General features: G+C 63.6%; 22 protein-coding genes. 13 read left to right on the forward strand and 9 right to left on the reverse strand.

Annotated features, from left to right (window positions below; genetic code table 11):
- Nucleotides 1-143 precede the first annotated feature (143 nt).
- Nucleotides 144-605: an Lrp/AsnC family transcriptional regulator gene (locus H3H45_RS08465; protein WP_160495428.1), complete on the forward strand. Its 462-nt coding sequence runs from the start codon at nt 144-146 to the stop codon at nt 603-605.
- Nucleotides 606-680: 75 nt separating this feature from the next.
- On the opposite strand, the gene H3H45_RS08470 is transcribed toward H3H45_RS08465, so the two are convergent.
- Complete coding sequence (locus H3H45_RS08470) at nt 681-1,382, reverse strand: SDR family NAD(P)-dependent oxidoreductase (protein ID WP_182833297.1); 702 nt, start codon at nt 1,380-1,382, stop codon at nt 681-683.
- A gap of 431 nt (nt 1,383-1,813) precedes the next feature.
- Between H3H45_RS08470 and H3H45_RS08475 the strand changes: the two genes are divergently transcribed.
- Together H3H45_RS08475 and H3H45_RS08480 are read left to right on the forward strand one after the other, a co-directional pair.
- A complete protein-coding gene (locus H3H45_RS08475; protein ID WP_182833298.1) occupies nt 1,814-3,115 on the forward strand; it encodes an MFS transporter in 1,302 nt (433 codons plus the stop codon).
- Between the two features lie 111 nt (nt 3,116-3,226).
- On the forward strand, nt 3,227-4,672 hold the full coding sequence (locus H3H45_RS08480; RefSeq protein WP_182833299.1) for a SulP family inorganic anion transporter: 1,446 nt from the start codon (nt 3,227-3,229) through the stop codon (nt 4,670-4,672).
- Nucleotides 4,673-4,736: 64 nt separating this feature from the next.
- On the opposite strand, the gene H3H45_RS08485 is transcribed toward H3H45_RS08480, so the two are convergent.
- Entirely contained in the window at nt 4,737-5,168 is a 432-nt protein-coding gene (locus H3H45_RS08485; protein ID WP_182833300.1) for a helix-turn-helix domain-containing protein, read from the reverse strand.
- 81 nt (nt 5,169-5,249) lie between these two features.
- Here H3H45_RS08485 and H3H45_RS08490 point away from each other — a divergent pair, with 81 nt between their 5' ends.
- The 3 genes from H3H45_RS08490 to H3H45_RS08500 are packed head-to-tail and all read left to right on the forward strand — an operon-like array spanning nt 5,250 to nt 6,609.
- Nucleotides 5,250-5,747: a DUF2938 domain-containing protein gene (locus tag H3H45_RS08490; RefSeq protein WP_182833301.1), complete on the forward strand. Its 498-nt coding sequence runs from the start codon at nt 5,250-5,252 to the stop codon at nt 5,745-5,747.
- Nucleotides 5,748-5,785: 38 nt separating this feature from the next.
- Nucleotides 5,786-6,385 carry a flavodoxin family protein gene (locus H3H45_RS08495; RefSeq protein WP_182833302.1) on the forward strand — a complete coding sequence of 200 codons (600 nt, stop codon included), beginning with the start codon at nt 5,786-5,788 and terminating at the stop codon, nt 6,383-6,385.
- Nucleotides 6,382-6,609, forward strand: a complete 228-nt coding sequence (locus H3H45_RS08500; RefSeq protein ID WP_182833303.1) for a DUF2798 domain-containing protein — start codon at nt 6,382-6,384, stop codon at nt 6,607-6,609. Before H3H45_RS08495 ends, H3H45_RS08500 begins: the two co-directional genes overlap by 4 nt.
- A gap of 82 nt (nt 6,610-6,691) precedes the next feature.
- Here the strand turns inward: H3H45_RS08500 and H3H45_RS08505 are convergent, their stop codons facing one another.
- Nucleotides 6,692-7,396 (reverse strand): glutathione S-transferase N-terminal domain-containing protein, encoded by a 705-nt coding sequence (locus H3H45_RS08505; RefSeq protein ID WP_182833304.1) that lies wholly within the window; start codon nt 7,394-7,396, stop codon nt 6,692-6,694.
- Nucleotides 7,397-7,526: 130 nt separating this feature from the next.
- Here H3H45_RS08505 and H3H45_RS08510 point away from each other — a divergent pair, with 130 nt between their 5' ends.
- From H3H45_RS08510 to rmuC, 5 genes are all read left to right on the forward strand, one after another.
- On the forward strand, nt 7,527-7,964 hold the full coding sequence (locus H3H45_RS08510; protein ID WP_182833305.1) for an HIT family protein: 438 nt from the start codon (nt 7,527-7,529) through the stop codon (nt 7,962-7,964).
- A 91-nt stretch (nt 7,965-8,055) separates the two neighbouring features.
- Nucleotides 8,056-8,427, forward strand: a complete 372-nt coding sequence (locus H3H45_RS08515; protein WP_182833306.1) for an antitoxin Xre/MbcA/ParS toxin-binding domain-containing protein — start codon at nt 8,056-8,058, stop codon at nt 8,425-8,427.
- A gap of 208 nt (nt 8,428-8,635) precedes the next feature.
- Nucleotides 8,636-9,388 carry an RES family NAD+ phosphorylase gene (locus H3H45_RS08520; protein ID WP_182833307.1) on the forward strand — a complete coding sequence of 251 codons (753 nt, stop codon included), beginning with the start codon at nt 8,636-8,638 and terminating at the stop codon, nt 9,386-9,388.
- Nucleotides 9,389-9,912: 524 nt separating this feature from the next.
- On the forward strand, nt 9,913-10,335 hold the full coding sequence (locus H3H45_RS08525) for a tetratricopeptide repeat protein (RefSeq protein WP_182833308.1): 423 nt from the start codon (nt 9,913-9,915) through the stop codon (nt 10,333-10,335).
- 65 nt (nt 10,336-10,400) lie between these two features.
- A complete protein-coding gene (gene rmuC / locus H3H45_RS08530; protein ID WP_407926692.1) occupies nt 10,401-11,882 on the forward strand; it encodes a DNA recombination protein RmuC in 1,482 nt (493 codons plus the stop codon).
- A gap of 75 nt (nt 11,883-11,957) precedes the next feature.
- On the opposite strand, the gene H3H45_RS08535 is transcribed toward rmuC, so the two are convergent.
- On the reverse strand, nt 11,958-13,214 hold the full coding sequence (locus H3H45_RS08535) for an MgtC/SapB family protein (protein ID WP_182833309.1): 1,257 nt from the start codon (nt 13,212-13,214) through the stop codon (nt 11,958-11,960).
- A gap of 68 nt (nt 13,215-13,282) precedes the next feature.
- Nucleotides 13,283-13,981: a pirin family protein gene (locus H3H45_RS08540; RefSeq protein WP_182833310.1), complete on the reverse strand. Its 699-nt coding sequence runs from the start codon at nt 13,979-13,981 to the stop codon at nt 13,283-13,285.
- Between the two features lie 279 nt (nt 13,982-14,260).
- Between H3H45_RS08540 and H3H45_RS08545 the strand changes: the two genes are divergently transcribed.
- Nucleotides 14,261-15,250 (forward strand): tRNA dihydrouridine synthase, encoded by a 990-nt coding sequence (locus H3H45_RS08545; RefSeq protein WP_182833311.1) that lies wholly within the window; start codon nt 14,261-14,263, stop codon nt 15,248-15,250.
- A gap of 45 nt (nt 15,251-15,295) precedes the next feature.
- Here the strand turns inward: H3H45_RS08545 and H3H45_RS08550 are convergent, their stop codons facing one another.
- The 3 genes from H3H45_RS08550 to H3H45_RS08560 all read right to left on the reverse strand — a co-directional run bounded on the left by H3H45_RS08550 (nt 15,296) and on the right by H3H45_RS08560 (nt 17,384).
- Nucleotides 15,296-15,790: a SprT family zinc-dependent metalloprotease gene (locus tag H3H45_RS08550; protein WP_182833312.1), complete on the reverse strand. Its 495-nt coding sequence runs from the start codon at nt 15,788-15,790 to the stop codon at nt 15,296-15,298.
- A gap of 235 nt (nt 15,791-16,025) precedes the next feature.
- Nucleotides 16,026-16,625, reverse strand: a complete 600-nt coding sequence (locus H3H45_RS08555; protein ID WP_182833313.1) for a Yip1 family protein — start codon at nt 16,623-16,625, stop codon at nt 16,026-16,028.
- Between the two features lie 165 nt (nt 16,626-16,790).
- Nucleotides 16,791-17,384, reverse strand: a complete 594-nt coding sequence (locus H3H45_RS08560) for a DNA-J related domain-containing protein (RefSeq protein WP_182833314.1) — start codon at nt 17,382-17,384, stop codon at nt 16,791-16,793.
- Nucleotides 17,385-17,638: 254 nt separating this feature from the next.
- On the opposite strand from H3H45_RS08560, the gene ttcA reads away from it, so the two are divergent.
- Complete coding sequence (ttcA, locus tag H3H45_RS08565; RefSeq protein ID WP_182833315.1) at nt 17,639-18,466, forward strand: tRNA 2-thiocytidine(32) synthetase TtcA; 828 nt, start codon at nt 17,639-17,641, stop codon at nt 18,464-18,466.
- A 36-nt stretch (nt 18,467-18,502) separates the two neighbouring features.
- Here the strand turns inward: ttcA and H3H45_RS08570 are convergent, their stop codons facing one another.
- Entirely contained in the window at nt 18,503-19,216 is a 714-nt protein-coding gene (locus tag H3H45_RS08570) for a (2Fe-2S) ferredoxin domain-containing protein (protein ID WP_182833316.1), read from the reverse strand.
- Nucleotide 19,217: the final 1 nt, after the last annotated feature.

Consider the following 19,217-nt stretch of genomic DNA (forward strand, 5'->3'; position numbering starts at 1 on the left):
CTCATGGTGAGGCCCTCGTCGTTGTTCTTGTCATTTCAGTATATGCTTCGACTGCTAGTTTTTTGCTCCAAAGTCACTAGGTTTGCCTGGCTGTATTAGTATGTTTGAACTAATAAAACCAATAATCGTAGAAACCTGCTGCCATGTCCGAACTTGACCGCATCGACCTGAAAATCCTCCGCGCGCTGGCCGAAGATGGCCGCATGAGCTGGCGCGACCTGGCCCTGAAAGTCGGCCTGTCGATGACCCCGACCCTGCGCCGGGTGCGCCGTCTGGAAGACGAGCAGTACATCCAAGGCTATTTTGCGCGCCTCGACGAAGAGCGCCTGTCCGGAGCGATGAGCGTGTTCGTCTCCGTCTCCTTAGAAAAGCAGACCGGCGACTACCTCGCCCGCTTCGAGGAGCGCATCGTCGAGGCGCCGCAGGTGATGAGTTGCTTCCAGATGACCGGCGACGCCGACTACATGCTGCGCGTGGTGGTCAAGGACCTGGCCGCCTACCAGGCCTTCCTCACCCACACACTGACCTGCATCCCCGGCGTCGCCGGAATCAAATCGGCCTTCGCCCTGAAATCAGTGATGTTGCGCTCGGCGCCGCCGATCTGAGAAAGCCGGTGGAGTAGTAGATGTTGGCCACCCTGCACAGCTATCAAGCCGATGCAGGCTCAACGAAACGGCGACCTACCATTCAATTCGCTCACCGTTGTATGAGAAAAATCCGCCGCTGTCGGCAGGCACGCTCCGGTCAATCACTCCCAGCAACTCCCTTGCTGCCTGCTCGGCGGGGCGAGCAGCTGCAGCGCCACGAAACGGTTGCGACAAACTGGAGATGACCGTTCCCGGATGCAGGCTCAGCAGGCGAGCCTGCGGGCGCTGGCGCGCCAGCTCGATAGCTGCGGTTTTGATCAGCATGTTCAGCGCAGCCTTCGAGGCGCGATAGGCATACCAGCCGCCCAGGCGGTTGTCGCCAATGCTGCCTACTTTGGCGGAGAGCAAAGCCATTGCCCCACGGCTGTCCAGCAGTGGCAGGAAGTCGCGCAGGATCAGCGCTGGCCCCAGGGTATTGACCTGGAACACGGCCTGGAGAACCTCTGCCTCCAGGGCTGCCAGAGATTTTTCTGGCTGAATGCCCTGTCGATGCAGCAGGCCGGCCGCATGCACGATCAGCTGGTAGGGCGCATTACCAGCCAGCTCATGGGCCGCCTCGGCGATGCTGGACGGATTCTCCAGATCAAGGTGTGGCGTGGTTGCGCGGCTCAGCTCGGTCACCAGGGCACAGTGCGGATCGGCGCGCAGGGCGTCACAGAATGCCTGCCCCAGAGCACCGCTGCTGCCTATGACCAGGGCGTGGTAGTGATCGCCTAAAGACTGCAGACTGAGCATTACGGCTGACGTCCGGCATCGTCTTCAACAAGTCGATTGCTGCGCTCAGCGCTGCGTGAATGACATAAGAGCAGCAGTACTTTTTTCATTCCCCACCTCATCGCTCATCCGGTGCCAATCAAGCATTAATGGGCATCATAGCAGTGTGGAAAACAGCGTTATGTGAGCCCTGGAGGCCGTTGCAGCCATGCACCAAGTTAGCGTGCAGGGGGCGGGGCGGTTGCGCTGTGCTGGTCCACCGCTGCGATGTCTTTCCCTTTGCACCGCTGTGACGCTAAGCATGCAACTCGCAGTCTCAGTTCATAGGCCGTCGGTTTCAGCAATGATCGGGCCCTGTCTTCTGCTTGGCTGAACCATACTCCAGCCCATTCCCTGATAAGCCCTTGCGGCCTGTTTCCCAGGCTCTCCCAGATCGAACCCCCGAGCTGTCCATGACCAGTATTTGGAAGTCGTTTCGCTCGCTGTACTTCGCCACCCTGCTGATGCTGATCGGCTCCGGCCTGTTGAGCACTTACCTGGGCCTGCGCCTGGCTGCGGACAAGGTCGATACCGCGTGGATCGGCGCGCTGATGGCGGCCAACTACCTGGGCCTGGTGCTGGGTGGCAAGGTCGGCCATCGGCTGATTGCCCGCGTCGGCCATATGCGTGCCTTCGTTTCCAGCTCCGGGGTGGTCGGTGCGGCCGTGCTGGGCCATGGTCTGATCGATTGGCTGCCGGCCTGGCTGCTGCTGCGGGCGCTGGTCGGTCTGGGCATGATGTGCCAGTACATGGTGATCGAGAGCTGGTTGAACGAGCAGGCTCAGGCCAGCCAGCGTGGCCGGGTGTTTTCCGGCTACATGATTGCCTGCTACCTCGGCCTGATGCTCGGTCAGCTCACGCTGGTGCTGCATCCGGCCCTGGGCCTGGAGTTGCTGATGCTGGTGGCGCTGTGCTTCACCCTGTGCCTGGTGCCGGTGGCGATGACCCGTCGCAGCCACCCGGCGCCGATGCAGCCGGTTGCGCTGGAGCCGATGTTCTTCATCAGGCGGGTGCCGCAGTCGCTGACCACCATTCTGGTCTCGGGCCTGGCGATTGGCTCCTTCTATGGTCTGGCGCCGCTGCATGCCTCGCTCATGGGCCTGAGTACCTTGCAGGTCGGCCTGTTTATGGCCAGCTGCATCCTCGCCGGCCTGCTGGTGCAGTGGCCGCTGGGCTGGCTGTCGGACCGTTATGATCGTGGCGCGCTGATCCGTAACTGCGCGGTGTTGCTGACCCTGGCTAGCCTACCCTTGGCGATCCTGACTGAGCTGCCGCTGGAACTGCTGTTCCCCCTTGGCTTTGTCTTCTGCCTGTTGCAGTTCAGCCTGTACCCGCTGGCGGTGGCGTTTTCCAACGACTACGTCGAGGCCGAACACCGGGTTTCGCTGACAGCCATGTTGCTGGTTACCTTCGGCATCGGCGCCTGCCTGGGGCCGCTGAGCGCAGGGCTGCTGATGCGCGAGCTGGGGCCGAACATGCTGTATGCCTTTGTCAGCTTCTGTGCATTTATCCTGATCTTCCGCGTGCGCCCGGACACCATCAAGAACATGCAGCCGGTGGAGAATGCGCCGCTGCAGCACGTGGTCGTACCGGACAACATGACCAGCTCGCCGCTCTCGGCCGCGCTCGACCCGCGCGTGGAGGAGCGCACGGTGCATGAGCAGATGCAGCGTGCCAATCCGGCGCCAGAGGCTGGTGACCAGTCGGCGCCGTGATGGCGCCCGGCCAATCACTGGTCTACCCGCCGGCATTTCCGTAACATCCGCGGCCCTCGTTCCCCACACGCTTCGCGGACCGGCCTTGCCCGTCTGCCCTTGGGTCATTGCATGAAAGCAAAACGTTTGCGCGCCGACGTCCTGGCCGGGCTCACCACCTCCTTCGCGCTGGTGCCGGAGTGCATCGCCTTCGCCCTGGTGGCGCACCTCAATCCGCTGATGGGGCTGTACGGCGCCTTCATCATCTGCACGTTGACTGCGCTGTTCGGCGGGCGGCCGGGGATGGTCTCCGGTGCCGCCGGCTCGATGGCTGTGGTAATCGTCGCGTTGGTGGTCGAGCACGGCGTGCAGTACCTGCTGGCCACCGTGCTGCTCGGCGGGTTGCTGATGATCGCCTTCGGCGTGTTGCGCCTGGGCAAGCTGATCCGCATGGTGCCGCATTCGGTGATGATCGGCTTCGTCAACGGCTTGGCAATCATCATCGCCCTGGCCCAGCTGGAGCACTTCAAGCAGGGCGAGGCCTGGCTAAGCGGCAATGCGCTGTACCTGATGCTGGGCCTGGTGGCGCTGACCATGGCCATCGTCTACCTGCTACCGCGCCTGACTCGCAGCGTGCCGCCGGCGCTGGTGGCGATCCTTGGCGTGGGCCTGGCGGTGTACCTGCTCGGCCTGCCGACCCACACCCTGGGCGACATGGCGCACATCGCCGGCGGCCTGCCGGAATTTGCTCTGCCGCAGGTGCCCTGGACCCTGGAAACCCTGGGCATCATTGCGCCCTACGCGATCTTGATGGGCCTGGTCGGCTTGCTGGAAACCCTGCTGACGCTGAACCTGACCGACGAGATCACCGAGAGCCGTGGCTTTCCAGACCGTGAGTGCGTGACCCTGGGCGCGGCCAATATGGTCTCGGGGGCGTTCGGCGGCATGGGCGGCTGCGCGATGATCGGCCAGACCGTGATCAACCTCAGCTCCGGCGGTCGCGGCCGGCTCTCCGGCGTGGTCGCCGGGGTGATGATCCTGCTGTTCGTGCTGTTCCTCTCTCCGCTGATCGAGCGCATTCCGCTGGCCGCGCTGGTCGGGGTGATGTTCGTGGTGGCCCAGCAGACCTTTGCCTGGGCCTCGCTGCGGGTGCTCAACCGGGTGCCGCTGAACGATGTGCTGGTAATCATCGCAGTGACCAGCATCACCGTGTTCACCGACCTGGCCACCGCGGTGCTCTGCGGCATCGTTATCGCCGCGCTCAACTTCGCCTGGCAGCACGCCCGCGAGCTGTACGCTGACAGCCACCTGCAGGCCGATGGCAGCAAACTCTACAGCCTGCACGGCACACTGTTCTTCGCCTCGACCACGCCATTTCTCAACCAGTTCGACCCGGCCAACGACCCGCAGCAGGTCGTCCTCGACTGTCGCCACCTGAGCTTCGTCGACTACTCGGCCATCGCCGCGCTGAAGACTTTGCGCGAGCGTTACAGCAAGGCCGGCAAGCACCTGCGTGTGCTGCACCTGTCCGCGCGCTGCAAACAACTGCTCAAACGCTACGGCGTGCCGCACGACTGAGGTCGCTGCGCGCCGCCAGCGGATCGCCTAACACCTGTCTGACCGGCGGTGCAGTCCGCTCAACTCACTTGCGCAAGCCCTTGCGTTCGCCATTGCGGTGCTTGCGTTCATGCGCACTGGCGGCCGCCGCTTGCACCAGGCGCTGGAAAGTCGGGCACTCGGCGTGGCTCGGTGCCGGGCAGGCCGCCGCGTGGCGTAAGCCATTGCTCATGGCCTGCAGGCGCTTGATGGTGGCATCGAGCTCATCGGCCTTGGCCGCGAGCATCTGCCGGTCGATAGCCGGCGCGCCGCCCGGCGCGAACATCGAGCGTATTTCGTCCAGGCTGAACCCGGCCAATTGGCCGAGCGAGATCAGCGCCAGCTGATCCAGGATCTGCGGCGCAAAGCTGCGTCGCTCACCCGGGCGGCCGAGCGAGGCGATCAGCCCCTTTTCCTCGTAGAAACGCAGTGCCGATGCCGGTACGCCGGAGCGTCGGGCGACTTCAGCGATATCCATAAGATACCCCTTGACCTCAAGTTAACTTGAACTTGTAGATTCAAGCAGAAGCCCTGACGGGTCAACCTTGAAGAGGTCCTTATGACGCACTTACTGCAATTCATAACCCTGGCGGCCGGCATCGGCATGGTGGCGACGGCCGTGATGGATGCCTGGCTGATGCTGTTGAAGTACGGCGGCGTGCCAACCCTGAACTTTGCCTTTATCGGCCGCTGGGTGGGGCACCTGCTGCGTGGCCAGGTGGCCCATGCGGCCATCGCCAAAGCGCCGCCGATTCGCGGCGAGCTTGCCCTGGGCTGGCTGCTGCACTACGCCACCGGCATCGCCTTTGCGGCGCTGCTGCTGGCCATCGTCGGCCTGGACTGGGTCTGGAACCCGAGTGTGCTCCCCGCACTGCTGGTGGGGGTCGCCACGGTCAGCATCCCCTTGCTGGTGATTCAGCCGGCCATGGGCTCCGGTTTCGCCGCCAGCAAAACTCCAACCCCACTGCGCAACTGCCTCAAGAGTGTGGCCAACCACGGCGTGTTTGGCCTGGGCTTGTACCTGGCCGCCGCATTGATCGGCGCACTGCTGCGCTGAGCGCAACAACACATCACTCACCACCTGGAGTACCAGCCATGAACAAAGTCGCCGTGATTTACCACAGTGCCCATGGGCATACCGAGCACATCGCCCGCCTCATCGCCGAAGGGGCGCGCAGCGTGCCCGGTATCGACGTCGAACTGGTGCAGGCGCAAGACCTGGCCACGGCGCCAGATGCTTTGCTCGGCTTCGATGCCTACATCCTCGGTTCGCCCACCTACCTCGGCGGGGTGTCGGCCCAGGTCAAGGCCTTCATGGATGCAACCGGCGGGTTGTGGCGCACCCAGCAATTGCGCGGGCGCTTGGCGGCGGGCTTCACGGTGTCGGCGCTGCCGGCCGGCGACAAGCAATCGACGCTGCTGTCGATGTTCGTCTTCTGCATGCAGCACGGCATGCTGTGGGTCGGTAATCCGATTCTGCCGGAGCAGCACAGCGGCGTTGCCTATGACGAAGCGGCGAACCGCCTTGGCTCCTGGTCGGGGCTGATGGCCCAGGCGGAGAAAGCCTCATCCGCCGATTCGTTTGTGCCGGGTGATATCAAGACTGCGCGGCTGTTCGGGCAGAACTTCGCCACCACCCTGCAGCGCCTGCACCACAGCAGCCCGCTGACGCAGAGCCTGGAGGTGGTCGGATGATCCCGCGCAAATACAGCCCGCTGTTGTTCGCCCTGATTCTCTCGGGGTTGATGTCGCTGCTGGTGTCTGGGCTCTCCACTTTCCGCGCTACGGGGCCGATACCCGGTTTTGTCAGTCTGTGGCTCAGCGCCTGGTTGACGGCCTGGCTGCTGGCTTTGCCGCTGGTGCTGCTGATCAGTCCGCTGACTCGACGCGTTGTCGAGTGGCTGGTGCGTAGTGATTAGAGGAGCAGACTGCCGGTGCGTGAACTGATCGGCTGGGTTGGTCTGAGGCTGCCGAGGGCGTTGGCCGACGGCGGCCATCCGTTCAATCCCGCTGCGGAATCGCCAGCCCCCGCACCACCGCCGGCCGCGAGAGGAAGTGTTCGAGAACCCGCTGCACATTGGCAAAGCGCTCGAACTCGACCAGTACTCCTGCGCCATAAAAGCCGATCAGGTTGCGTACCCAGGGGAAGATGGCGATATCGGCAATGCTGTAGGCGTCGCCCATGATCCATTCGCGGCCTTGCAGGCGCTGGTCGAGCACGCTGAGCAGGCGCTTGGCTTCCTCGATATAGCGGTCACGCGGGCGTTTGTCCTCGTAGTCCTTGCCGGCGAATTTATGGAAGAAGCCGACCTGGCCGAACATCGGGCCGACACCGCCCATCTGCCACATCAGCCACTGGATGGTCTGGTAGCGCGCGGCGGCGTCCCGGGGGATGAGTTGGCCGGTTTTCTCGGCGAGGTAGAGCAGGATCGCGCCGGACTCGAACAGCGCCAATGGCTGACCGTCCGGACCATTGGGATCGAGAATGGCGGGGATCTTGTTGTTCGGGTTGAGCGAGAGGAATTCCGCGCTGAGCTGGTCGTTGCTGTCGAAGCTGACCAGGTGCGGCTCGTAGGGCAGGCCGATCTCTTCGAGCATGATCGACACCTTCACCCCGTTGGGCGTGGGCAGCGAATAGAGCTGCAGACGCTCGGGTTGGGTGGCGGGCCATTTGTTCGTGATGGGGAAGGCAGAGAGCTCTGGCATGGGCGTTCCGGTCAAGTTGGCATAGCGGTCAGGATAGCGGCGAATGGGCAGTTGGTCAGCTCTCGGGTTTTTCCCGGCGCGCAGAAGTCGGTATGGTGCGCCATCGAACCACGCTCCATGGAGATCCCCGATGAGCCTGCACGGTACTTACGATCCGCAGAATATTTTCGCCCTGATCATTCGCGGCGAGGCCCCTTGCTACAAGTTGTACGAAGACGACGACGTGCTGGCCTTCCTCGACGTATTTCCGCAGTCCTACGGCCATACGCTGGTGATCCCGAAAAAAGCGGCGGCCCGCAATATCCTGGAAATCGATGGCGATAGTCTGAGCAAGGTGATGGCTGTGGTGCAGCGCCTGACCCGCGTGCTGGTGGACGAATTACAGCCGGCCGGGGTGCAGGTGGCGCAGTTCAATGGCGCGCCGGCCGGGCAGACGGTATTCCATATCCACATGCACATCGTGCCGCGCTTCGAGGGCGAGAAGCTCAGCGTGCATGCCGGCGTCAAGGCCGACCCGGCCAAGCTGGAGCAGCTGCAGGCGCGTTTGCTGGCGCGCATGGCCGGTTAGGGCAGGCCGCTGGGCGGGTGATTGCATATTCTGATGTCTGTTTGCTGCATTGTTTGCTAGATTTGTTTCAAACAGGAATCAGGAGGCGATCATGAGTGCGCTCAATAAGCCTGGCGTCGACGCCGACACGGTTCTGCTCAAGGCCTTGCTCAACACCCGTGAGCAACTGGGCCTGACCCAGGCCGAGCTGGCCGGCATTGTCGGGGTCAACCGTTCCGCCATCAGCCGCTGGGGCGACAGCGGTGGCCTGCGCCCGCAGAGCAAGACCGGCGAGCTGGCGCTGCTGCTGATCCGTGCCTACCGCGCGTTGTTCGCCCTGTTCGGCGGCAACCTCGAAGACATGCGCCACTTTCTGCGCACCGACAATCGCCATCTTGCCGGCGTGCCGCTGCAGCAGATGAATCAGGTGCAGGGGTTGGTGCGGGTGGTGGAGTATTTGGACGCCATTCGCGGCAAGGTCTGAGAATCCCGATTTTTGTAGTGCGATAACGGCGTGCCGGGTGGGGCAGTGCGCTTTGCCCCCTCTCCCATTTATGGGAGAGGGCTGGGGAGAGGGATATTTCCTGCTGACGTAGCCCGGATGCAATCCGGGAGCGGCGCCACAGGTTTCCCCGGATTGCCTCCGGGCTACGTTTTGATGACCGCAGCGGTCGGTCCAAGTGAGCATTGATATGGATATCTGGCAGGCCTGCGCCGGTGCAGAGCAGATCACCCCGTTGCATGGGCGCCTGGTGCGCTTGGTGGAAAGCCAGGAGCAGGTGGCCACTCTGCAACTGGTCGATACCTTGGAAGAGCAGGCCCTGCTCGAACAACTGCTGGAAAGCAGCAAGCCGCCGCTGCCGCGCAGCGATGAGCCGCTGCACTACCTGCTGCACACACCGTTTCGCTATCCACCGCTGCGCTGGGGTTCGCGCTTCGGTCGGCGCCACGAACCGAGCCTGTTCTACGCCGCCTGTCGGCTGGAAACGGCGATGGCGGAAACCGCCTTCTACCGCTTCGTGCTGTGGCACGGCATGGCCGAGCCGCCACCGAGCGGGCGCATCCTTTCCGAACATTCCTCCTTCGAGGCGCGCTACCAGGTGCAGCGTGGCATCCGCCTGCACCAGCCGCCGTTCGACCAGTACCGCGAGCTGCTCACCCATCGCAGCGACTACCACGCCACCCACGCCCTGGGCAGCGCCATGCGCGAGGCTGGGGTAGAGGCGTTCGAATTTCCTTCGGCTCGCTGCCCGCAGCAGGGCAACAATGTCGCCCTCTATGCGCCGCAGGCCTTCAGCGAGCGGCGCCCGCGCAACCTGTTGCCCTGGCTGTGCGAAACCACGCCGGCCTACGTGGCCTTCAAAAATGCCCAAGCCCCGGATACGCCGCGGATCTTCCCGCTGCAGCTGTTTCTGCTTGACGGGCGTTTGCCGCTGCCGGCCTGAGAGGCCTAGGGTGCGCCGTGCGCACCCAGAGGCCCATGCGTGGCTGCCTACAAGTCGGGCGAACTGTGCTTGTTCCAAGGGCTTTTTTATCGCCGCGAGGTGAGGAGCTGACCATCATTCTGGCCAGCCCCCGGCCTGCAGCCCCCGAGGGCTCTACGCTGCCCGAAAATCGCCCTTAAACGGGGCGCGCCGCAGCCAGGCTGGGCGCACTTGTGCACAATTGCGAGGCAGCTTGTCAACCTTCTGTCATAAACCCGCGTAACCGCTTGATTATCCATAGTGATTTTTTAAGTCAATGAAAAATAAAGACTTTTTTAGTTGGTGAAAAAAGCACCAGTTTGAGCGAAAGGCCCATGGCATCGGAGTCGAGAGGAGTTTTCAGCAAGTTGTCCACGGAGTTATCCACAGCTTTTGTGGATTGTCCCGAGCGCTTGCTCTAGGACGGCTTTTTGCGCTTTTTGCAAGTCTTTACCGCTGGAAAAAAGAGAGTAGAGTGGCGCGCCCCGCAGCCAGCTCGTGTTTCCATGAAATCCCGCGTCCTGCCCGTTACTGCCCACAATCTACCCACTGAACATCCGCGTCTGTCGATGCGCCTGGCTCTCTGGCTGCTGGAGAGCCCGCGCCTCGGGCACAGTGCCAGCATCAAGCGTCTGGCCGGGCGTCTGCTCAAGCAGCCGGCGCGCCAGGGCGTGGTAGTGGCACAAAGCCGCCTGGGCCAGTTGCTCTGCCGCGATTGTGGCAATGCCCGCGACCGCCGCATCGGTCTGGAACTGCTGCGTCAGGCCGCACGTTCGGGCGATGCGCGTGCGCAACTGGAACTTGGTCGCCTGTATAGCCAGCCGCGCCAGCGCGAGCCGCAGCAGGCCCGCCACTGGCTGGAAATGGCGGCCGCGCAGGGCTCCCATGAAGCCGCCCGCCTGCTCGGACGCTTGCCGAAAAGCGCCTGATCACCCTCTCTTCGCTAGGTATACTGCCGGGCACCGCGAACCAGACAGCGAGCCCGCCCGTGCCTTTGCCCTTTACCCTCGACCTTTCCAATCTGTTGCTCGGCTTTCTGCTCGGCGCCGCACCGCTGGCCCTGCTGGCCTGGCGCCTGCAACGCCAGCAGGCGCAGGGCAGTGCCGAGCGGCAGTTGCTGGAAGAGCGCCTGAATACCGCGCGCCTGGCCCAGGACGGGCTGTCCGCCCAGCTCGACAGCAGTCTCGACGAACTGCGCCATCTGCAGCAGGAGGGCGCGCGCCAGCAAGCTGATCTGGCAGCCTTGCGCCGCGAGGCCGAGCTGCTCGGTATCGAGCGTGAAACGGCGCGCGAGGCGGCACAGGGCTGGGGTCGCGAACGCGAACAGAAGGAAGCCGAGCTGCGTCAGCTGGAGAGCCAGCGTGCCGGCCTGGCTGCCGAACTGCGCGAACAGCAGGAACACCATCAGCAACGCCTGAGCGATCTGCAGGCCGCCCGCGACGAGCTGCGCGCGCAGTTCGCGGAGTTGGCCGGGAAAATCTTCGACGAGCGCGAGCAGCGCTTTGCCGAAACCAGCCAGCAGCGCCTGGGCCAGTTGCTCGACCCGCTCAAGGAGCGCATCCAGTCCTTCGAGAAACGCGTCGAGGAGAGTTACCAGCAGGAAGCCCGCGAGCGCTTCTCCCTGGGCAAGGAGCTGGAGCGCCTGCAGCTGCTCAACCAGCGCCTGAGTGACGAAGCCACCAACCTGACCCGCGCCCTCAAAGGCCAGAAGACCCAGGGCAACTGGGGCGAACTGGTGCTGGAGCGGGTGCTGGAGCATGCCGGTCTGGAGAAGGGTCGCGAGTACCAGACCCAGGTCAGTCTCAAGGGTGCCGATGGCGAGCGCTTCCAGCCGGACGTGCTGATCCAGCTGCCGGGCGACAAGCAGGTGGTGGTGGATGCCAAGGTCAGCCTGACCGCCTACCAGGCGCTGGTCGCCGCCGAGGACGAGGACAGTCGCGCCACGGCGCTGAAGCAGCATGTGCTATCGCTGCGCAGCCACCTCAAGGGTCTCTCGGTGAAGGACTACCAGCGTCTGGAAGGCCTGCACAGCCTGGACTTCGTCCTGCTCTTCGTACCGATCGAGGCAGCCTTTGCCGCCGCCCTGCAGGCCGATCCCGGTCTGTTCCAGGAGGCCTACGAGCAGCACATCGTGATCGTCAGCCCGACTACGCTGCTGGCCACCCTGCGGGTGATCGACAGCCTCTGGCGCCAGGAGCGGCAGAGCCAGAACGCCATCGAGATCGCCAAGCGAGCCGGCGACCTGTATGACAAGTTCGTCGCCTTCATCGGCGATCTGGACGAAGTCGGCAGCCGTCTGCAGCAGCTGGACAAGGCCTACGCGGCTGCGCGCAACAAGCTCTGCGAAGGCCGTGGCAACCTGATCAACCGCGTCGAGAACCTCAAGCTGCTCGGTGCTCGCGCCAGCAAGAGCCTGCCGGCCGAGCTGCTGGAGCGCGCCGCTGGCGTACCGCAGCTGGATGAAGCGGGGGAGTAGAGGCTAGCGCTTCTTCCTCTACAAGCGACTCGGCGCTGCCGGCATTCGCGGCTGCAGCCTGTTCCTTCGCTGTACTTAGAGCATCAGCAGGGCCAGTAGCCCCACCAGCAGGCCCAACAGCATCACCGGCACGGTGCGCAGGGCCAGTTCGCGGCCGCCGATCAGGGCAATCAGCCCGGCCTTGACCAGGCTGTTGCTGAAGGCGGCCAGGTAGATGCCCTGTACCGCCAGCTCGGGCGCCAGATCACTGTGGGCGCTGCGGGCCAGGGACAGGGTGATCGCATCGACATCGCTCAGCCCCGAGAGAATGGCCACCCCGTAGACCCCTGCATCGCCGAACCAGGCCCGCGCCGCTTCGATAAGAAACAGAATAAGCACCAGCAGGGCGGCGAAGCGCAGGGCTGGCGCCAATTCGAAGGGGTTCTTCAGCGGGGGCTCGACCAGGTTCTGCAACTCTTGCCCGGCAATCCGGTAGTAAGCCAGCGCGCCGCCGGCATACACCAGGGCTGCCAGCGCCAGCGGCACTAATAGATGAGGGAGCAGGCTGGCATTGACCAGGCCGACTTCCAGCAGCACGCGCGGAAACATCAGTGCCGAGGTAGCCAGCAGGGCGCAGGCCAGCAGGGCGCGCATCTGCCTGCCGTCATGCAGGCGCGACAGCGTCAGGGTCATCGCGGTCGAGGAAACGATGCCGCCGAGCAGGGCTGTGACCAGCATGCCGTGCCGGGTGCCGATCAGGCGGATGGCGACATAGGCGGCGAAGCCGATGGCTGCGATCAGCACCACCATCCACCAGGTGACGTAGGGGTTGAATGCCTGCCAGGGGCCATAGCCCTGGTTGGGCAGGACCGGCAGCAGCACCAGGGAAATGAACAGCAGCTTCAGTGCGCCCGACAATTCCGTCGCCGACAAGCGGCGCAAACCGCTGTGCAGCGGCTCCTTGAGGCTCAGCAAAAGAGCCACCACCACCGCGCCGCCGGCCGCCAGTGCGCTGCCGTGGCTGAGCGCCAGGCTGCCGAGGATAAAGGTCAGCAGCAGGGCGATCTGGCTGGTCAGGCCGAGGTCGCCACTGCGTTTCACCTCGCCCAGATAACCGGCCAGGGCGTGCAGGCCGACCAGTACGGCCACGACTATCCAGGCGCCGACCCCAAAATGTTCACCGAGCAAGGCCGCCAGGCCGCCGAGCAAGCCCACCAGGCCGAAGGTACGAATACCGGCGACCAGGTGTGTGTCGTCGCTCTCGCGAGCCTGCCAGCCGCGTTCGGTGCCAATCAGCAGGCCCACGGCCAGAGCGGTGGCGAGGCTCAGCGCGAGTTCGGCGGTGGTCGGCATGGCGCATCCTTGAGCAGGGTGATTCCCCGCAGTCTAGTTGCGCTAGGCACTCTCACACTTGTCCGAGATCAAGCGACGTCGACCAGAATTACTTCGCTGTCTTCCAGCGCTGTAACCCGCACCACTTCCTCGCCCGAGATGGCGACGCCATCGCGTTCGCCAGCGCTGATGCCGTTGACCTCGATCAGGCCCTTGGCTGCCACCAGGTAACCTTTGCGCAGGCGGCCCAGCGGGTATTCGGCGCTCTGCCCGGCGGCCAGGGTGGCGGCGACCAGGCGGGCGTCGGCGCGAATCGGCAGGGCCTCGGCGTCAGTATCATGACCACTGGCCAACACCACGAACTGGCCGGCGCGCTCCCCCTTGGGGAAAGGCTTGGCGCCCCAGGACGGCGCAGTGCCGACCTGGTTGGGGATGATCCAGATCTGGAAGATCTTGGTGGTGACATCCTCCAGGTTGTACTCGGAGTGGGCGATACCGGTGCCGGCGCTCATCACCTGTACATCACCGGCTTCGGTACGGCCCTGGTTACCCAGGTTGTCGCGGTGGGTGATGGCACCCTCGCGGACGTAGGTGATGATTTCCATGTCGTGGTGCGGGTGCGGCGGGAAGCCGCTGTGGGCAGCGATCTCGTCGTCGTTCCAGACCCGCAACGTGCCCCAGTTGACCCGCTGCGGATCGTGGTACTCGGCGAAGGAAAAGTGGTGGCGAGCGTTCAGCCAGCCGTGCTGGGCATGGCCGAGGGAGTTGAAGGGGCGCAGTTCGATCATGTTCATACTCCTGCTGGTGCGCGGCGCAAGTGCCGTGCAGTGGGGATGGCATGCATGATCTATCTGTTTGGTATGGATAAAAAGCGCAAAATATCCAGTTTAATTATCTATTAATTAGATTATTTATGGTTGTGGCTGATTGCCCGTTACCCGGGCCTGTGCCCGGTGAAGGCGCTTATCAGGCAGGCACGACCACCGCTCGGCGTAAAAGCCCGGCCAGCCTGTCAAGCCGGGACGGCGGCCGTTACAATCGCCGCCCCGTTTCGCGAGACTCCCGCTGTGCAAATAGCCCTGGCACCCATGGAAGGCCTGGTCGATGAAATCCTCCGCGATGTGCTGACTCGTGTCGGCGGCATCGACTGGTGCGTGACCGAGTTCATCCGGGTCAGCGACCGCCTGCTGCCGGCCTCGCATTTTCGCAAGTTGGCTCCGGAGCTGGGCACGGGCGCGCAGACGCGCAGTGGCACACCGGTACGCGTACAGCTGCTGGGCTCAGACCCCGTCTGCCTGGCGGAGAACGCCGCTTATGCCTGCGAACTGGGCGCGCCGGTTATCGACCTGAACTTCGGTTGCCCGGCCAAGACGGTGAACAAGTCGCGCGGTGGCGCCGTGCTGCTCAAGGAGCCGGAACTGCTGCACGCGATCCTCAGTGAAGTGCGGCGTGCCGTGCCGCGCGATATCCCGGTAACGGCGAAGATGCGCCTGGGCTTCGACAGCCCCGACGGCGCCCTTGATTGTGCACGGGCGCTGGCCGATGGCGGTGCCGGGCAGATCGTGGTGCACGCGCGGACCAAGACCGATGGCTACAAGCCGCCCGCGCACTGGGAATGGGTGGCGCGGGTGCAGGATGCGGTGGCCGTGTCGGTATACGCCAATGGCGAGATCTGGAGCCTCGACGACTGGCGACGCTGCCGCGAAGTCAGTGGTGTCGAGGACATCATGCTCGGTCGCGGCCTGGTGTCACGACCCGACCTGGCCCGGCAGATTGCCGCGGCCCGCGCCGGTCAGGAGCTGGCGCCGCTGAGCTGGATCGACCTGCAACCGCTGCTGCAGGATTTCTGGCTGCAGGCGCGGCGCAAGATCGCGCCGCGTTATGCGCCGGGCCGGCTCAAACAATGGCTGGCCATGCTGACCCGCAGTTATCCGGAAGCGCTGACACTCTTCACTGCCATGCGCCGCGAGACCGACTGTGAACGGCTGGATGCCTTGCTCGGTTGCCAGAGCACGGCTCGGGTCGCCGATGCAGAGCTCTGCGTCGAGTTACCCTGAGCACCAGCCGTTAGCGCACTCAAAACCTCTGACGCCGCCAACCTGTCACTCAAACCGCTGCTCACCGCTAAATACCAGGGTTGCCCGGCAGCGTCGGCAGAAGTAGCGCCGACCCTGGCGCACCAGACTGTGGCGCTGCCCGGAAAAGGGGAATTCGCCGTTCGGGCACTGGCACAGGTAGAGGTAGCGCATGCTCTTGCGCCGGCCCACGTCGTAGGTGTGGCAGCGATCCGGCGGCAGTTCGTAGACCCCGCGCATGATCAGTTGCCATTCCTCACCATGGGGCTGGATGCGCCCACCGAACATTTCATGGGCGATCAGGTGTGCCACTTCATGGGCCACCGTCTGCTTGAGGAAGTGCTCGCGGTTTTCCGCATACAGCTTGGGATTGAAGCGCAGCAGGTTTTCTGTCAGATGCGCAACGCCAGCCTTCTGCCCACGCAGCTTGAAGCTGACCTCGGGACGGGGGAAGCGGCGCTTGAAGAAGTCTTCGGCCAGCAGGTAGCAGGCTTCGACGCGGGCGTGGATAAGTTCGGGCATATGCGGATTATGCCGAAGAACCCGCCGGTGATCTGCTGCGCGTCGGCGATACCGCGTTAAAAATGGCCTCGGGCTGCTCATTTACAACTCGTAAACTCCGCGCCCTCGGCCATTTTTGCCTTGTCTCGCTCTAGCTCGCGAGATCCCGATCTGGTTCTTTCAGATGTCCCAGAAAACACAAAGCCGCCAGAAGGCGGCTTTGTCGGCGGCAGGCCGGGGTTTCTAGGCAACAACTCTAGCTGGTGTACACCGGACCCACGCCGAAGCCCCAGAGAATCACCGAGCAGGCGATCATCGCCACCAGCACCACCAGGCCGACGGCCAGGATCGAGCTGGAGAACATGAAGCCTTCGTCCTCAGGGATATTCATGAAGGTCGGCAGCCCCGCATACAGCAGGTAGACCGTGTAGCAGATGGCTGCGGTGCCGATGAACATCGCCAGCCACAGGCTCGGATAGAGCGCCGCAAGGCCGCCAATGAACAGAGGAGTTGCCGTGTAGGCGGCGAACACCACGCATTGGGTCAGGCTGGGGTTGGAGTCATAGGTACGTGCCATCCAGTGGATAAAGGCACCCATCACGGCGATCCCGGCGAGCATCGCCAGATAGGACATGATGATCATTTGCAGTGCACTGGCTTCCGTCAGTTTCACCGGCGCCCCATCGCCTACTGTCCAGCCCACCTGGGTGGTGCCGAAATAGGCGCAGAGAGCCGGAATGGCCGCGAGAATCAGGACGTGAGTCAGGTACATGTGGCTGATGGATTCTTCCTCGCCACGGATTTCCTGCCACTCTTGGTCGGGATGGGTGAAGAGCCCCCAAACATGGTGGATCATGCAGACACCTCCTCTTGTTATTGTCGATCGCCCCCAACACAACGCCCGTTGCGCGTATGCAGCGCCAGCGGGTGCAGGCCGAATCACTGCGACCGTATGACGCAGTATAGGCAAAGGCCAGAGGCCGCGTGAGTCGTGGCTTTAGAGCGAATTGCTCTCTACAGGTCAGTCGTAATAGCGCTGCAGTATTTCCATGGCCAGGTTGATCGACTGCAGGCGGCTGGTGCTGCCGCCACGATCCGGATGGTGCAGGCTCACCAATTGCCGGTAGCGCAGCTTGATAGTGGCGAGATTGAGCGCTTGCTCGCTGCTCAGCTCGAACAGTTCGAGGGCCGCGCGCTTCTCGTCGCCGCCCTGCATGCGCGTCCAGAAGCTGGCCAGCAGCTTTTCCACATCGGCTTCGTCGGTGTCACGTAAATGCTGCAGATTGAGATAGTAGTCACGCAACGGATCATGCTCGGCCAGTTCGGCACTGCCGGGTTGCCAGGGCAGCAGTTGCACGCACAGCGGGCTGATTTGCAGATGTGCGGCCTGGCTTTGCCACAGGCGATCGCGCAGCCGATAGAGGGCGTTGAACAGCAGAAAGTGGGTGCGGAACAGCACCAGCTTGTCAGTCAGCTCGAGGTGGGGGATATGCGTGGAATGCTGCTGCTTCAGCTGCTGGATCAGCTGGTATTCGCTGATTCCACTCGGTGCGGCGCGCAGCAGTTCGTGCACTTGTTCGGCCAGGTCGAGGGCGGGGTTGAGTTCGCTATTCATCGTATTGAACCTTGTTGACGATCTCGCGAGCTAAGGCGAGACAAGGCGCTACGTAGTAACAGCCTCTGGCTGTTCAAAGCGCCGAGGAAGCGCAGTTTACGAGTTGTAAATGAGCATTCCGAGGCTGTTTTTAACGCCGTATTGCCGACGCGCAGCAGATCGCCAACAGGTTCTGAGCCTAACATGGGCTGCCGCAGCTGGCCTTTGTGCGTAAAATAGCCAGCTTTTCGCCTCCCCCCGGATTCCTCAGCGCCATGTCCACCAGCCTTTCGGTCAACCAGAACAAACTGCAGAAACGCCTGCGCCGCCTGGCCGGCGAAGCCGTCACCGACTTCAACATGATCGAGGATGGCGACAAGGTGATGGTCTGCCTGTCCGGCGGCAAGGACAGCTACACCATGCTCGACATCCTGCTGTACCTGCAGAAGGTGGCGCCGATCCAGTTCGAGATCGTTGCGGTGAACATGGACCAGAAGCAGCCCGGCTTCCCCGAGCACGTGCTGCCGGCCTACCTGGAGTCCATCGGTGTGCCGTATCACATCATCGAGAAGGACACCTACTCGGTGGTCAAGGAGAAGATCCCTGAAGGCAAGACCACCTGCTCGCTGTGCTCGCGCCTGCGCCGCGGCACCCTGTACACCTACGCCGACGAGATTGGCGCGACCAAGATGGCACTCGGTCACCACCGTGACGACATCCTCGAGACCTTCTTCCTCAACATGTTTTACGGCGGCACCCTCAAGGCCATGCCGCCCAAGCTGCTGTCCGACGACGGCCGCAACGTGGTGATCCGCCCGCTGGCCTACTGCAGCGAGAAGGACATCGAGGCTTATTCCGAGCTCAAGGAGTTCCCGATCATCCCGTGCAACCTCTGCGGCTCGCAGGAAAACCTGCAGCGCCAGGTGGTCAAGGAGATGCTGCTGGAGTGGGAGCGCAAGTCGCCTGGACGTACCGAGATCATGTTCCGCGCCCTGCAGAACGTGGTGCCGTCGCAACTGGCCGACCGCAACCTGTTCGACTTCCAGAGCCTGAAGATCGACGACAGCGCCACGCCGCGCTTTCTCGATGTGATGAGTCTGTGATCAGCAACCGGCCGCCTAGAGCGGCCGGTTTCCTTTCTAGCCGCGCATGATCAGCTCGGCCACTTCGCGGCCCTCGACGAACTGCTCCTGCACCAGGCGTTGCACATCGGCCTCGCTGCGCACCTGATACCAGGCGCCGGGCGGGTAGACGCTGAGCGTCGGCCCCTGGTCGCAGGGGAACTGGCACTGGGTGCGGGTGAGATGTACGCCGCCCGCACACTCCAGCTTGCCGGCCGCCTTCAATTGTTCGCGCAGCATTTTCCACAGCGGCAGGGCGCCGCGGCGGGTGCAGCGCGGGCCGTTGCACAGCAGCACGCGATACTGGTGTGGCGGAATGCACGACCAGGCGTGGCTCTGTGGCAGTTGCGGTACTTCCACGCAGCCCAGGTGCCGTTCAGGCCGCTGGATCAGTTCGGTCAGCGCCGCGGCATCTTCGGCATTGCCGGCGCAGACAAAAACCTGAGCGGCCCGCTCGCCAGCCAGGGTCTTGAGCTGGTCGCGCAACCAGTCCAGCTGCTGACTGCCGCCCAGCGGGTCGAGGTCGACCAGCAGCAGCGGCAGTTCGCCGGCTTCCAGGCAGCTGCGCAGCCGCGTCCACAGCTCATCGTGGCCGGTGCTCGTGTCGCACAGATCGTCCAGCACGGCGATGCCAAGGTGCTCCACCAACTGGCGGCGCAGCAGCTCGGCAAAGCTGCCTTGGTTCAGGTCTGGCCCGGCGAACAGCACGCGGGCGTAGGTATCGGTCTTCATG

The organism is Aquipseudomonas guryensis (genome assembly GCF_014164785.1).
Classification (GTDB): domain Bacteria; phylum Pseudomonadota; class Gammaproteobacteria; order Pseudomonadales; family Pseudomonadaceae; genus Aquipseudomonas; species Aquipseudomonas guryensis.

Excerpts from the sequence above, each read along its gene's own strand:
- H3H45_RS08485 (WP_182833300.1), bottom strand. The coding sequence starts at position 5,168 with ATGGATATCGCTGAAGTCGCCCGACGCTCCGGCGTACCGGCATCGGCA.
- H3H45_RS08495 (WP_182833302.1), top strand. The coding sequence starts at position 5,786 with ATGAACAAAGTCGCCGTGATTTACCACAGTGCCCATGGGCATACCGAG.
- H3H45_RS08560 (WP_182833314.1), bottom strand. The coding sequence starts at position 17,384 with ATGAATAGCGAACTCAACCCCGCCCTCGACCTGGCCGAACAAGTGCAC.
- H3H45_RS08475 (WP_182833298.1), top strand. The coding sequence starts at position 1,814 with ATGACCAGTATTTGGAAGTCGTTTCGCTCGCTGTACTTCGCCACCCTG.
- H3H45_RS08555 (WP_182833313.1), bottom strand. The coding sequence starts at position 16,625 with ATGATCCACCATGTTTGGGGGCTCTTCACCCATCCCGACCAAGAGTGG.
- H3H45_RS08470 (WP_182833297.1), bottom strand. The coding sequence starts at position 1,382 with ATGCTCAGTCTGCAGTCTTTAGGCGATCACTACCACGCCCTGGTCATA.
- H3H45_RS08510 (WP_182833305.1), top strand. The coding sequence starts at position 7,527 with ATGAGCCTGCACGGTACTTACGATCCGCAGAATATTTTCGCCCTGATC.
- H3H45_RS08500 (WP_182833303.1), top strand. The coding sequence starts at position 6,382 with ATGATCCCGCGCAAATACAGCCCGCTGTTGTTCGCCCTGATTCTCTCG.
- H3H45_RS08520 (WP_182833307.1), top strand. The coding sequence starts at position 8,636 with ATGGATATCTGGCAGGCCTGCGCCGGTGCAGAGCAGATCACCCCGTTG.
- H3H45_RS08515 (WP_182833306.1), top strand. The coding sequence starts at position 8,056 with ATGAGTGCGCTCAATAAGCCTGGCGTCGACGCCGACACGGTTCTGCTC.
- H3H45_RS08490 (WP_182833301.1), top strand. The coding sequence starts at position 5,250 with ATGACGCACTTACTGCAATTCATAACCCTGGCGGCCGGCATCGGCATG.
- H3H45_RS08570 (WP_182833316.1), bottom strand. The coding sequence starts at position 19,216 with ATGAAGACCGATACCTACGCCCGCGTGCTGTTCGCCGGGCCAGACCTG.
- H3H45_RS08540 (WP_182833310.1), bottom strand. The coding sequence starts at position 13,981 with ATGATCGAACTGCGCCCCTTCAACTCCCTCGGCCATGCCCAGCACGGC.
- H3H45_RS08550 (WP_182833312.1), bottom strand. The coding sequence starts at position 15,790 with ATGCCCGAACTTATCCACGCCCGCGTCGAAGCCTGCTACCTGCTGGCC.
- H3H45_RS08480 (WP_182833299.1), top strand. The coding sequence starts at position 3,227 with ATGAAAGCAAAACGTTTGCGCGCCGACGTCCTGGCCGGGCTCACCACC.
- H3H45_RS08535 (WP_182833309.1), bottom strand. The coding sequence starts at position 13,214 with ATGCCGACCACCGCCGAACTCGCGCTGAGCCTCGCCACCGCTCTGGCC.
- H3H45_RS08505 (WP_182833304.1), bottom strand. The coding sequence starts at position 7,396 with ATGCCAGAGCTCTCTGCCTTCCCCATCACGAACAAATGGCCCGCCACC.
- H3H45_RS08465 (WP_160495428.1), top strand. The coding sequence starts at position 144 with ATGTCCGAACTTGACCGCATCGACCTGAAAATCCTCCGCGCGCTGGCC.
- H3H45_RS08525 (WP_182833308.1), top strand. The coding sequence starts at position 9,913 with ATGAAATCCCGCGTCCTGCCCGTTACTGCCCACAATCTACCCACTGAA.
- ttcA (WP_182833315.1), top strand. The coding sequence starts at position 17,639 with ATGTCCACCAGCCTTTCGGTCAACCAGAACAAACTGCAGAAACGCCTG.